Source organism: Pseudomonas sp. MWU15-20650 (assembly GCF_023242475.1).
Taxonomy (GTDB): domain Bacteria; phylum Pseudomonadota; class Gammaproteobacteria; order Pseudomonadales; family Pseudomonadaceae; genus Aquipseudomonas.
In genome coordinates this window covers 120,234-133,601 of the sequence record NZ_JALJFG010000005.1, presented here as the reverse complement: position 1 = coordinate 133,601, position 13,368 = coordinate 120,234, and the positions used below count along the sequence as shown (strand labels likewise).

General features: G+C 61.5%; 12 protein-coding genes. 4 read left to right on the top strand and 8 right to left on the bottom strand.

Translation table 11 applies throughout. From position 1 onward, the window contains the following. Positions 1-25: 25 nt before the first annotated feature. From M5B43_RS07255 to bioB, 8 genes are all read right to left on the bottom strand, one after another. Positions 26-1,315 carry a GGDEF domain-containing protein gene (locus tag M5B43_RS07255; RefSeq protein WP_248749454.1) on the bottom strand — a complete coding sequence of 430 codons (1,290 nt, stop codon included), beginning with the start codon at positions 1,313-1,315 and terminating at the stop codon, positions 26-28. Positions 1,316-1,521: 206 nt separating this feature from the next. Then, on the bottom strand, positions 1,522-3,327 hold the full coding sequence (locus M5B43_RS07250) for a phenylacyl-CoA dehydrogenase (RefSeq protein WP_248749453.1): 1,806 nt from the start codon (positions 3,325-3,327) through the stop codon (positions 1,522-1,524). 248 nt (positions 3,328-3,575) lie between these two features. After that, positions 3,576-3,857, bottom strand: coding sequence for a pyrroloquinoline quinone biosynthesis protein PqqE (locus M5B43_RS07245; protein WP_248749452.1), 282 nt, complete (start codon positions 3,855-3,857; stop codon positions 3,576-3,578). 106 nt (positions 3,858-3,963) lie between these two features. Continuing rightward, positions 3,964-4,644, bottom strand: a complete 681-nt coding sequence (bioD, locus tag M5B43_RS07240) for a dethiobiotin synthase (protein ID WP_248749451.1) — start codon at positions 4,642-4,644, stop codon at positions 3,964-3,966. Continuing rightward, positions 4,641-5,453 carry a malonyl-ACP O-methyltransferase BioC gene (gene bioC / locus M5B43_RS07235; protein ID WP_248749450.1) on the bottom strand — a complete coding sequence of 271 codons (813 nt, stop codon included), beginning with the start codon at positions 5,451-5,453 and terminating at the stop codon, positions 4,641-4,643. The genes bioD and bioC overlap by 4 nt, the downstream gene beginning before the upstream one ends. Then, positions 5,446-6,177 (bottom strand): alpha/beta fold hydrolase, encoded by a 732-nt coding sequence (locus M5B43_RS07230; RefSeq protein ID WP_248749449.1) that lies wholly within the window; start codon positions 6,175-6,177, stop codon positions 5,446-5,448. Before M5B43_RS07230 ends, bioC begins: the two co-directional genes overlap by 8 nt. Next, complete coding sequence (gene bioF, locus M5B43_RS07225; RefSeq protein ID WP_248749448.1) at positions 6,170-7,351, bottom strand: 8-amino-7-oxononanoate synthase; 1,182 nt, start codon at positions 7,349-7,351, stop codon at positions 6,170-6,172. Before bioF ends, M5B43_RS07230 begins: the two co-directional genes overlap by 8 nt. A 166-nt stretch (positions 7,352-7,517) precedes the next feature. After that, a complete protein-coding gene (gene bioB / locus M5B43_RS07220; protein ID WP_248749447.1) occupies positions 7,518-8,573 on the bottom strand; it encodes a biotin synthase BioB in 1,056 nt (351 codons plus the stop codon). Between the two features lie 92 nt (positions 8,574-8,665). Between bioB and M5B43_RS07215 the strand changes: the two genes are divergently transcribed. The 4 genes from M5B43_RS07215 (at position 8,666) to M5B43_RS07200 (ending at position 13,332) form a co-directional block, all read left to right on the top strand. Next, positions 8,666-9,403 (top strand): ComF family protein, encoded by a 738-nt coding sequence (locus M5B43_RS07215; RefSeq protein WP_248749446.1) that lies wholly within the window; start codon positions 8,666-8,668, stop codon positions 9,401-9,403. Positions 9,404-9,460: 57 nt separating this feature from the next. Next, positions 9,461-10,225: a TOBE domain-containing protein gene (locus tag M5B43_RS07210; protein ID WP_248749445.1), complete on the top strand. Its 765-nt coding sequence runs from the start codon at positions 9,461-9,463 to the stop codon at positions 10,223-10,225. Positions 10,226-10,304: 79 nt separating this feature from the next. Beyond that, entirely contained in the window at positions 10,305-12,203 is a 1,899-nt protein-coding gene (locus M5B43_RS07205) for a PhoX family phosphatase (protein ID WP_248749444.1), read from the top strand. 154 nt (positions 12,204-12,357) lie between these two features. Further along, positions 12,358-13,332 (top strand): serine/threonine protein kinase, encoded by a 975-nt coding sequence (locus M5B43_RS07200; RefSeq protein ID WP_248749443.1) that lies wholly within the window; start codon positions 12,358-12,360, stop codon positions 13,330-13,332. The last annotated feature ends 36 nt before the right edge of the window (positions 13,333-13,368 follow it).

Below are 13,368 nucleotides of genomic sequence, written 5' to 3'. Positions count from 1 at the left end.
GCGCTGCTGAATACACCGCCATTACTCAACCGGCAGCGCTCTCCATGCGCACGGCGCCACGCCGGGTTTGCCCGGAGGCGACCACGCAGTTTCGCCCTGCGCCCTTCGCGGCGTATAGCGCCTGGTCGGCGGACTTGAGTACTTCTTCAGGGCTGCGCTGTTCGGCCTGGCGCTCGGCCACACCGATGCTGATGGTCACCGACACGCTGGACGCGCCGCTGCCCGCACGGCGTTGGCGGCCCTGCTGATCGTCATGGGGACGGTCCGGGTTACGCAGTTTGATGTCGTAGCTGGCGATGATCTCGCGAATTTCTTCCAAGTGCGGCATGCATTCGTCCAGGGTCTTGCCGGCGAACACCACGGCGAACTCTTCACCGCCGTAACGGTAAGCGCGGCCACCACCGTTGACCTTGGACAGCTTGCTCGCCACCAGACGCAGCACCTGGTCACCCACGTCGTGGCCATGGGTGTCGTTGAAACGCTTGAAGTGATCAACGTCGCTCATCGCCAGCACATAGTTGCGCCCCAGCCGCTGCATGCGCTCGTTCAGGGCGCGACGCCCCGGCAAGCCGGTCAGCTCGTCACGGAACGCCATTTGATAGGCTTCGTGGGCCACACCGGCAGCAATCATCAGCATGACCTGGCTGCACATGATGTTCAGGGTGAACGGCAAGATGAAGGTTTTCGGCAACATCCAGAACAACCCCAAAAGCCCCACCAATTGTGCCGCGTGCAACGGCCGCGGCTGGTACCAGTACTGCGCCGCCAGGGTGACAAAACCGATCAGGAACATGGGGTATGACAGCTGGATCAGGCTCATCCAGTGGCCATGCAAGGAAGGCCAACGAATTTCCGCCAGCCAGTTCAACACGGCCAGGGGGAAACTTTGCTCAAGCGCCAGCGCCACGCTGCCAACAGCAAAGAGCACGGCGCAGCGGGCAACGAAGTCTCGGAACAGATGGGTTTTTTCCTGCCACAGCGCATAGATGCTGAACAGCAGCGGCAGCAACAGGCAGCACAAATGAAAAACCACGGCCGCATCTTCGCGAACACGGCCGTTGTCGCGGTAGTAGTCGGTCTGGGTGTCCAGCAGGAAGTAGACGACATACACCGTGACCATCAAGAACAGCTCACGCTGGCGCCGATATACCGCGCAATACGAACCACCCAGCAGCAACACCAAGGTCGGCAGCACATTGAACAGCGAGGTGAAGAAGACGTTGAGATCTTTGACGTACGCAGCCGAGAGCCCGGCCAGCAATAGCAGCAATGAAGGGAGAAAATGGCTGAAACGTACAGCGGACACGCGTGACAAGGGTAAAGCTCCGACCCGCCGAGAAAGATGGCACAGTGCCTTCACTGCACACAGTTAAGCACATTCAATGTGACCTGTATCACATTGCCATCACTGTAACGGCAGCCAGTCGCAATCCCTGAGCGCTGTGCTGTGTTTTTTATTCGTCCAAAAAAAACCGCCGCTCCCCAATGGGCGCGGCGGTTTTCAAGTACTACCGGTAAGGCTTAGTAAGCCAGGCCGAAGTCTTCTTCTTTCATGTCCATCAGGTTGCCGGCGCCCGACAACATGGTTGCCACATGGGTACGGGTACGCGGCAGGATACGCTGGAAGTAGAAGCGTGCCGTCTGCAGTTTGGCAGTGTAGAACGCCTCTTCGGTGGTACCGGCGGCCAATTTCTCGGCTGCCAGGCGTGCCATGTCGGCCCAGAAGTAAGCCAGGCAGGCGTAGCCGGAGTACATCAGGTAATCCACCGAAGCGGCACCGACTTCTTCACGGTCTTTCATCGCCGCCATGCCGACCTTCATGGTCAACTCGCCCCACTCTTTGTTCAGCGCCGCCAACGGTGCAACGAACTCTTTAACGGCTTCGTTACCTTCGTTGGCCTGGCAGAACTTGTGCACGATCTTGGTGAAGCCCTTGAGCGCTTCGCCCTGGGTCATCAGCACTTTACGGCCGAGCAAGTCCAGCGCCTGGATGCCGGTGGTGCCTTCGTACAGCATCGAAATGCGGCTGTCGCGAACGTTCTGCTCCATGCCCCACTCGGCGATGAAGCCGTGGCCACCGTAGATCTGCACGCCGTGGTTGGCGGATTCAAAACCGACTTCGGTCATGAACGCCTTGGCGATCGGCGTCATGAATGCCAGCAGGGCATCGGCCTGTTTCTTGGCTTCGTCATCGGTGCCGTACTTGACGATGTCCACTTGCTTGGCGGTGAAGTACACCATCGCACGGTTACCTTCAGCGAAGGCTTTCATGGTCAACAGCATGCGGCGTACATCAGGGTGCACGATGATCGGGTCAGCCGCTTTGTCCGGTGCTTTCGGGCCGGTCAGGGAGCGCATTTGCAGGCGATCACGGGCGTATTTCAGGCCGCCCTGGAAGCCGATTTCAGCGTGGGACAAGCCTTGCAGCGCAGTGCCCAGGCGAGCGGTGTTCATGAAGGTGAACATGCAGTTCAGGCCTTTGTTCGCCGGGCCGATCAGGAAGCCGGTGGCCGCGTCGAAGTTCATCACGCAGGTGGCGTTACCGTGGATACCCATCTTGTGTTCCAGGGAACCACAGGTCACCGCGTTGCGCTCGCCGATCGAACCGTCGGCGTTCGGCAGGAACTTGGGTACGATGAACAGCGAGATGCCTTTGGTACCGGCCGGTGCATCCGGCAGGCGGGCCAATACGATGTGGACGATGTTGTCGGCCATATCGTGTTCGCCGGCCGAGATGAAGATCTTGGTGCCGGAGACTTTGTAGGAACCGTCAGCCTGAGGCTCGGCCTTGGTGCGCAGCATGCCCAGGTCGGTACCGCAGTGCGGCTCGGTCAGGCACATGGTGCCGGTCCACTCGCCCGACACCAGTTTGGTCAGGTAAGCGTCTTGCTGCTCAGGAGTGCCATGCTCGGAGATGGTGTTCATCGCGCCATGGGACAAACCTGGGTACATGCCCCACGACCAGTTGGCTTCACCGACCATTTCGCTGACTGCCAGGCCCAGGGACTCCGGCAGGCCCTGGCCACCGTGCGCCACATCGTGGGCCAGGCTTGGCCAGCCGCCTTCAACAAACTGTTTGTAGGCTTCTTTGAAACCGGTAGGGGTCTTAACGCCTGACTCGCTCCAGGTACACCCTTCGATGTCACCCACACGGTTCAACGGTGCCAGCACTTGCTCACAGAACTTGGCGCCTTCTTCGAGAATGGCGTCAACCATGTCCGGGGTAGCGTCCTGGCAAGCCGGCAGGCTCTGATAGTGCGCTTCATAACCGAGCAGTTCGTCACGAACGAAGCGAATATCACGCAAGGGGGCCTTGTAGTCAGGCATAGCGATAAACCTCTGCTGATGTATCTGGGATGAACAACCGCGTGGATGTATTGTGGCGGTCAAACAGGTGTTTGAAACATACGTTTACGACCTAGGGTTGTCAAGCATCGTCCAGACGCCATTTGTCATGACGCGGATCAATGGCGCGCACGGCAAAGCCTGCGGCGTGATGCCACAAGGCGTTCAGGGAAGGATTAAGCATTGCGCACGCGCGACCGACCTCGGGAAGAGGCCGGTGTGCAGAGAAATTAAGCGTAAGTGTCGATCAACGTGCCGAGCATTTCATTCGAAGCCTTGGCAACTTTTACCCCCAGCTCCACTTGAAACTTGCCTTGGGCCATTTCGACCATATTGCTCGCCGAGTTGGACGGCTGGGCGCGATCATTGGCTTGCAGACGGTCGCTTTGCGCGTCCGATGGCTGGGTCGTCGCAGCGCTGGCGATCTTGCCGGCGGCCTGGTCGACGCGGTTCTGCCCGGCCTGGATCGTGCTCAGGCCCGAATAAAACGCGCTGCTTCCAGAGATTTCCATGGCGTAAGCCTGCCTTTAGAGAATCGTGAAGTTGAATTGAAGCAGACATCCTGGCAAAAGACCCGTCAAAAACGCTAATGGCATATTGCCTTAGTGATAGCCAAAATCAGTCAAGCAGGTCCAATTCAAGGTACTCGGCCACCGCTTCGGCCCCGGCGTGCTTGAGTTTCGGCACCCGCCCCAGGCAAGGTGCCGGCAAGCGTTCGGCCAGGGTAGCGAGGTTCTCTTCCAGACGAGAGGTCTTGGGGTCGAGGATATTCGCCACCCAGCCTGCCAGCGGCAAGCCGTCCCGGGCGATAGCTTCGGCGGTGAGCAACGCATGGCTGATGCAGCCCAGGCGTACGCCGACCACCAGGATCACTGGCAGCTTGAGCGCCTTGGCCAGGTCCGACAGGTTGGCCTGGTCGGCCAGGGGTACGCGCCAACCGCCCGCGCCCTCGATCAACGTGAAATCGGCTTTACGCGCCAGAATCTGCTGCATCGGCTTGAGCAGCGATTGCACAGTCAATGCGACACCCGCCTCGCGTGCCGCCAGATGCGGTGCGATAGCCGGTTCGAAGGCAACCGGGTTGACCTCGGCATAACTCAGTGGCAATGAGCATTCAGCCAGCAATGCCAGGGCATCGGCGTTGCGCAAACCTTTGGGCGTCACCTGGCAACCCGACGCCACCGGTTTGCCGGCTGCCGTGCTTTTGCCCGCGAGCCTGGCGGCATGCAATAGGCCGGCAGCAATGGTGGTTTTGCCAACATCGGTGTCAGTGCCGGTGATGAAGTAGGCGGCGCTCATAGCGGTTTCTCCAGTACGGCGTACACCACTTGATAAGTGGCGGGCAGGCCCTGAGCCTGACGGAACTGCTCGTAGGCGTCTATCAGTGCAACAATCCGCGCGCGCCCCGTCAACCCTCCTGGACGGCCTGGGTTGAGGTTATGCGCGCCCAGTGCCTTGAGTTCGTGGGTCAGGCTGCGCACGTCCGGGTAATACAGCCTGTGGGGTTGCCGCTCCAGGCTCACCACCCGCAGGCCGCTGTTCGCGCATAACTGCTGATACACCTCGAACGGGCGGAAGCGATTGACGTGAACCATGCCATCCGCTGCGCGCCAGCTTTCGCGCAGCTCATCCAGGGTGCCCACACACAAGCTTGCGAACGCCAATACGCCACCCGGTTGCAGCACACGACGGGCTTCGCTGAGCACTGCCTCGAAATGTGCACACCACTGCACCGCCAGACTGGAAAAGATCAGCCCGCAACTGTTCGCCTGCAATGGCAGGCGCTCGGCATCGCCGGCAATGAAATGCTCGGCGCCGCCCAATGGCCGAGCATGCTTGAGCATGCCTTCGGCGATATCCAGCGCCACCCCTTGGCTGGCGGGCAAACGTTCGGTCAATACACGGCTGAAATAGCCCGTGCCACAGCCCATGTCCAACCATCGCGGTGGCGCCAGGGTGGCCGGCAAGCGGCTGAGCAATTCATGCCCCACCGCCCGCTGCAACTCGGCCACGCTGTCGTAACTGGCGGCCGCACGAGAAAACGACGCCGCCACCTGGCGCTTGTCCGGCAAGGCGCCCGGCACGGGAGGATGGGATAAATCAGTCATCGACACACTCATGCAAAAAAGCCTGGATGGCCCCCGCCACACCGTGGGGGTCTTCCAGAAGAAACGCGTGACCGGCCTGTTCAATCAGGCCGATTTCTACATCGGGAAGTAACGCCAGCAGGTCAGCGGCAGCTTCGGCAGGCACCAGCCCATCGAGGCCCGCGAACAGGTGCAACTGGGGCCCACGGAACGCCTGCAGCGCAGCTCGGGTATCCAATTGGGCAAGCAGCTCCAGGCCAGGCATCAATACGCTGGGGGAAGTGTTCGGCGCACCGCTGACCAGCAACCGCGACAGGCCACGAGGGTCTTCGGCGCCCTTGGCACACAGCAGGCCAAAACGCTTGAGGGTGACGTGAGAATCGGCGTGGCATCCGGCCAGGAACGCATCGAACGTCTCGGCAGGCATCGCGTTCGGCCAGCCGTCATGGGCGACGAAACACGGGTTGCTCGCCAGGGTCAGCAAACCGCAACAACGCTCGCCGCGCCGTGCAGCCAGCTCTGAAGCGAGCATGCCACCCAAGGACCAGCCACCCAGCCAGGCGTTGTCCGGCAGCGTTGCGTCAAGTTCGTCGAGCCATTCATCGAGGTCACTGCTGCTTAGCGCCGGCAGGGGCTCGACCTGTACGTGCAGGTGTTCGTTCAGGCCGTGCAAGGCGGCAACCAGAGGCTCCAGCGGCGACACGCCAAGGCCCCAGCCGGGCAGCAATATCAGTCGATCACGCATGGTCGGGCTCCGTGGCGCCTAACAAGCGGAAACACTCCTCCAACGCGTTTAACAATAGCTGTACCTGCGCCTCGCTGTGGGCCGCCGTCAACGTCACGCGCAAACGCGCGCTGCCGGCGGGTACGGTTGGGGGGCGGATGGCCGTCACCATCAGGCCGCGCTCGCGCAGCATTTGCGACAGGCGCACTGCCCGGGCGCTATCGCCAATCAGGATCGGCTGGATCGGCGTGAAGCTGTCCATCAACGCCAGGCCAATCTGCTCGGCCCCGCTGCGCAACTGACGGATCAAACCGTTAAGGTGCTCACGCCGCCAATGTTCAGTGCGCAACAGCTCCAGGCTTTTGAGGGTGGCACAGGCCAGTGCCGGTGGTTGGCTGGTGGTGTAGATATACGGCCGGGCAAATTGGATCAGGCTTTCGACCAGGTCTTCACTGCCTGCCACAAACGCCCCGGCGGTGCCAAAGGCTTTGCCCAAGGTGCCGACCAGCACCGGCACGTCTTCCTGGCTCAGGCCGAAATGTTCAACGATGCCACCGCCGTTGGCGCCCAACGGGCCGAAACCATGGGCATCATCCACCATCAACCAGGCACCTCGGGCCTTGGTTTCGCGGGCCAAGGCGGGCAAATCGGCCAGGTCGCCGTCCATGCTGAACACCCCATCGGTGACCACCAGCGTATTGCCGGTCGCCTTCTCCAGGCGCTTGGCCAGACTGTCGGCATCGTTATGCAAGTAGCGGTTGAAACGTGCACCGGACAGCAAACCGGCGTCCAGCAACGACGCATGGTTGAGGCGGTCCTCCAGCACCGTATCGCCCTGCCCCACCAACGCCGTGACCGCCCCCAGGTTGGCCATGTAGCCGGTGGTAAACAGCAAGGCACGCGGGCGACCGGTGAGGTCGGCCAGGGCTTCTTCCAGCTCATGGTGTGGCGTGGCATGGCCGACCACCAGGTGTGAAGCACCACCGCCCACGCCCCAACGAGAAGCACCGGCGCGCCAGGCTTCGATCACCTGCGGGTGGTTGGCCAGGCCCAGGTAGTCGTTATTGCAGAACGCCAGCAACGGTTGGCCGTCCACCACCACGTCCGGGCCTTGGGGGCCTTGCAGCAAGGGGCGTTGGCGGTAAAGGTGTTCGGCACGGCGGGCAGCGAGGCGCGCGGCGAGATCGAAAGACATGCTGGCCTCGGCAGATCAAAGAACTTGAGACTGAATGCGATCAACTGTGAGAGCGGGCTTGCTCGCGAATGCGGTGTGTCAGCAAACATATCCGTCACTGAACCACCGCTTTCGCGAGCAAGCCCGCTCCCACATTTAAATTGCACTCCAAATGTGGAAAGGGGCGTCAAACCACGGCGTTATAGAACTGCGCGCTACTCTTCTGCTCCACCAATGCCTGCTCAATCGCCGCCTGGTGCACTTCATCAGCGTGCTCTTCGCGCGCTTCCGGCAGGATGCCCAGGCGTGAGAACAGTTGCATGTCCTTGTCAGCCTGCGGGTTGGCGGTGGTCAGCAGTTTGTCACCGTAGAAGATCGAGTTGGCACCGGCGAAGAACGCCAGGGCCTGCATTTGCTCGTTCATGGCTTCACGCCCGGCGGACAGGCGCACATGGGATTGCGGCATCAGAATGCGCGCCACGGCCAGCATGCGGATGAAATCGAACGGGTCGATGTCATCGGCGTTTTCCAGCGGCGTACCGACAACCTTTACCAGCATGTTGATCGGCACCGACTCCGGGTGTTCCGGCAGGTTGGCCAGTTGGATCAGCAGGTTGGCACGGTCATCGAGGGACTCCCCCATGCCGAGGATACCGCCCGAGCAGATCTTCATCCCCGAATCACGCACGTAGGCCAGGGTTTGCAGGCGCTCGCTGTAGGTACGGGTGGTGATGATGCTGCCGTAGAACTCCGGCGACGTATCCAGGTTGTGGTTGTAGTAGTCCAGGCCCGCCTGGGCCAGGGCTTGGGTCTGGTCCTGGTCGAGACGGCCGAGGGTCATGCAGGTTTCCAGGCCCATGGCCTTCACGCCTTTGACCATCTCCAGCACATAGGGCATATCTTTGGCCGACGGGTGTTTCCAGGCGGCGCCCATGCAGAAACGCGTCGAGCCGATCGCTTTGGCACGAGCGGCCTCTTCGAGGACCTTCTGCACCTCCATCAGCTTTTCTTTTTCCAGGCCAGTGTTGTAGTGGCCCGACTGCGGACAATATTTGCAATCTTCCGGGCAGGCACCGGTCTTGATCGACAACAGGGTCGACACCTGTACGCGATTGGCGTCGAAATGCGCGCGGTGCACGGTCTGCGCCTGGAACAACAGGTCATTGAACGGCTGCACGAACAGTGCTTTGACTTCGGCTAAGGACCAATCGTGACGCAGGGTGGCAGAGGTGCTGGCGCTCATGGGCGATTCCTTGATTATGCTTTGGCAAGCGCTGTGGGAAGGGCAATACCCACAGGCACGACACGGATGCTCGGCATATTTAAGGAAGATTCATGCACTGTCAACCTGAGTACAATCGCCAAGTTTACATCTGGCTAAAAAACACACAGAACTGTTTAATCTGCGATGAATGCACCGAGTCGGCCGATTGTGTGTGCAACGCGTGCGAAACCGAGCTGCCGTGGCTGATGGAGCAATGCGGTGTATGCGCCTTGCCCTTGCCGATGGAGGGCCTGATCTGCGGCCAATGCCAGAAATTTCCACCCGCGTTTAAACAGGTCATTGCCCCCTGGACCTACCACTTTCCCGTCGACACCTTGATCAGCCGTTTCAAGCATCAGGCGCGCTGGCCACTGGGGCAAATGCTCGCGCGCCTGCTGGGGCAGCACCTGCAACACCGCTTCGACAACGCCGAACTCATACGCCCTGACTGCCTGCTACCGGTGCCTATGGCTCCCAAGCGCCTGCGTGAGCGGGGCTTTAACCAAGCGTTGATGCTGGCCCGCTGGCTCAGCAACGACCTCGACATCACCCACGATGAACAACTGTTATTACGCCCCCATGAAACCGTGGCGCAACAGGCACTCGACGCCAAGTCCCGCAAACACAACCTGCTCAGCGCTTTTCGCCTGGCCCCCGGTGCACAGGTGCAAGGCCAGCATTTCGCATTGGTGGACGACGTACTCACCACCGGCGCAACGGCCCATAGCCTGGCGCGTCTATTGATGGGCGCCGGGGCGCGCCAAGTCGATGTGTACTGCCTGGCACGCACGCCCAAACCCGGCGACTGACTTGACTCCCATGCGCCAGGGCTGCAACGTCCACTCATCTCATCGAAGCGTATCAACATGTCTCTGCCCACCTCCCTCAGCCAACACATCATCCGCCGCCCCCAGCGCATTGCCTTGCTGGGGCATATCGCCGAGCAGGGTTCCATCACCCGCGCCGCCAAAAGCGCCGGCTTGAGTTACAAGGCCGCCTGGGACGCCATCGATGAACTGAACAATCTGGCGCAAAAACCATTGGTTGAACGCAGCATCGGCGGCAAGGGCGGCGGCGGCGCCAAGCTGACCGCCGAAGGTGAACGCGTGCTGCGCCTTTACCAGCGCCTGCAAGTGTTGCAAGCCGAAATACTCGGTTCGGATGAAGACGCCCGCGACTTCAGCCTCCTGGGCCGTTTGATGCTGCGTACCAGCGCGCGCAACCAGTTGCATGGCCAGGTCATTGCCATTGACCGCCATGGCCGCAATGACCTGATCCGCCTGCAGCTGTCGGGTGGCCTTGGCCTGGATGCGCAGATTACCCACGACAGCACCCAGCGTCTGGAGCTCGAAACCGGTGTGGAGGTGGTTGCCCTGATCAAGGCCGGATGGCTGGAGTTGTTGGCGACCGAGCAAGCCGCAACACCCGGACACAATTGTGTACGCGGCATAATCGAGACGATTCTCGACGCCGAAGACGGCCCCAGCGAGGTGCGCGTCACCCTGCCCAACGGCCAGGTTTTATGCGCCCTGGCGCAGCCCGCCGCGCTTACAGCCCTGAACGCTGCCGAAGGCCAACCGATCCAGGTGCAGTTCGCGCCCAGCCATGTGTTGCTCGGCACGCCGGTGTAGCGGGCCGGCCTATTCAAACTGCAACAAATTCGTCACCCGCGCTCCTTAAGGTGTCTGCAAAAACCGCAGGGAGCCTGAAATGAGCCTATTAGAAGACAACCAAGCCACCGACCTTGAACAGATGGTTGGCCTCACCCGCCGTCGTTTTATCGGTGCTGGCGCCCTGTGCGGTGCCGCCATGTTCCTCGGCGGCAACCTGCTGAGCCGCAGCGCCCTGGCCGTGAGCGCCGCCAGCGCCAGCCCACTGCTGGGTTTCTCCAGCATCGCCGCCGCCACCAGCGACAGCATTACTCTGCCGCCCGGCTACACCGCCTCGGTGCTGATCAGTTGGGGGCAACCGCTGCACAAGAACGCCCCGGCCTTCGACCCGTCCGGCAACGGCACCGCCAAGGCCCAGGAACAACAGTTCGGCGACAACAACGACGGCATGAGCCTGTTCCCTTTCCCCGGCGACAATAACCGCGCGCTGATGGCGATCAACAACGAGTACACCAACTACCGCTACCTCTACCCACACGGTGGCGCGCCGCAATCGGCCGAAGATGTGCGCAAGGCCCAAGCCAGCGAAGGCGTGTCGGTGATCGAAGTACGGCGTAAGGGCACCACTTGGCAGTTCGTCCAGGACTCGCGCTACAACCGACGTATCCACGGCAATTCGCCAATCCGCCTGAGCGGCCCCGCCGCCGGCCATGACTGGCTGAAAACCAGTGCCGATAAAACCGGCAAAAAAGCCCTCGGTACGTTCCAGAACTGCGCCAATGGCAAGACCCCGTGGGGCACTTACCTGACCTGCGAAGAAAACTTCACCGACTGCTTCGGCAGCAGCAACCCGCAGCACAGTTTCGACGCCGGGCAGAAACGCTACGGGGTGGTGGCCGCCAGCAAAGACATCAACTGGCACCCGCACGACCCACGCTTCGACATCGCCAAGAACCCCAACGAGCTCAATCGCCATGGCTGGGTGGTGGAAATCGATCCGTTCGACCCGCAATCCACCCCGGTCAAACGCACCGCCCTGGGCCGCTTCAAACACGAAAACGCCGCCCTCGCTGAAACCCGTGACGGTCGTGCCGTGGTGTACATGGGCGACGACGAGCGCGGTGAATTCATCTACAAATTCGTCAGCCGCGATCAGATCAACCACCACAATGCCAAGGCCAACAAACACCTGCTCGACCACGGCACCTTGTATGTCGCGGTCTTCGACGCGGGCGACGGTAACGCCGACCACCCCAAGGGCAAAGGCCAATGGGTTGAGCTCACCCACGGCAAGAACGGCATTGACGCCAGCAGCGGTTTCGCCAGCCAGGCCGAGGTATTGATTCACGCACGCCTGGCCGCCAGCGTGGTAAAAGCCACGCGCATGGATCGCCCGGAATGGATCGTGGTCAGCCCGACCGACGGCCAGGTCTATTGCACCCTGACCAACAACGCCAAGCGCGGCGAAGACGGCCAGCCGGTGGGTGGGCCCAACCCACGGGAGAAAAACGTCTACGGCCAGATCCTGCGCTGGAAGGCCAACGCCTCCGACCATGGCGCATCGGACTTCAGTTGGGACCTGTTCGTGGTGGCCGGTAACCCGGGCGTGCACGCCGGTACACCCAAGGGCGGCTCGTCCAACATCAACCCGCAGAACATGTTCAACAGCCCCGACGGCCTGGGTTTCGACAAAGCCGGGCGCTTGTGGATCCTGACCGACGGCGACTACAGCAATGCCGGCGACTTCGCGGGCATGGGCAATAACCAGATGCTGTGTGCCGACCCGAGCACCGGCGAAATCCGCCGGTTCATGGTCGGGCCGGTGGCGTGTGAAGTCACCGGGATCAGCTTTTCGCCGGACCAGAAGACGCTGTTCGTGGGTATTCAACACCCCGGCGAAACCGGAGGCTCGACCTGGCCGGAGCATCTGCCCAACGGCAAGCCGCGCTCGTCTGTGATCGCCATTCAGAGGGATGACGGCGGCATCGTCGGCGCCTGACAGGCCGCCATCAGGGCAAGCCCCCTCCCACATGTTGATGCGTGGTGGGAGGGGGCTTGCTCCCGATAGCAATGACACAGCCGCCCCCTATCTCAAGCCTGGTGCGTTACCATACCCGGCCGGACGCGGCGCCCTGCTGCGCGCAGGAGCTCGCATGGCCCACCCGTTTGAAACACTCACCCCTGACCTGGTCCTCGACGCAGTCGAAAGCATCGGTTTCCTCAGCGACGCCCGTGTGCTGGCGCTCAACAGCTACGAAAACCGCGTGTATCAGGTGGGCATCGAAGACGGCGAGCCACTGATCGCCAAGTTCTATCGCCCCCAGCGCTGGACCAACGAGGCCATCCTCGAAGAGCACCGCTTTACCTTCGAACTGGCTGAGTGTGATGTGCCGGTGGTTGCCCCGTTGATCCACAACGGCGAAAGCCTGTTCGAACACGCGGGCTTTCGTTTCGCCCTGTTTCCCCGCCGTGGCGGCCGTGCGCCGGAGCCGGGCAATCTCGACCAACTCTATCGCCTTGGGCAACTGCTCGGCCGTTTGCATGCCGTGGGCTCCACCCGCCCGTTCGAACATCGCGAAGCCTTGGGCGTGAAGAACTTCGGCCACGACTCCCTCACCACGCTGCTCGAAGGCAACTTCATTCCCAAAAGCCTGTTGCCGGCCTACGAGTCCGTAGCACGCGACCTGCTCAAGCGCGTGGAAGAGGTGTACAAAGCCACCCCGCACACGAACATCCGCATGCATGGCGATTGCCACCCCGGCAACATGATGTGCCGCGATGAGATGTTCCATATCGTCGACCTCGACGACTGCCGCATGGGCCCGGCGGTACAAGACCTGTGGATGATGCTCGCCGGTGACCGGCAGGAATGCCTTGGCCAACTCTCGGAACTGATGGATGGCTATCAGGAATTCCACGACTTCGACCCCCGCGAACTGGCCCTGATCGAACCTCTGCGCGCCTTGCGCCTGATGCACTACAGCGCCTGGCTGGCACGCCGTTGGGATGACCCGGCGTTCCCCCATAGCTTCCCGTGGTTTGGCAGCGAGCGGTATTGGGGCGATCAGGTACTGGCGTTGCGTGAGCAGTTGTCGGCGCTCAACGAAGAACCCCTGAAGCTGTTCTGAACACACCCACATGGTGCAAAGCAGGTCCCCATTGTT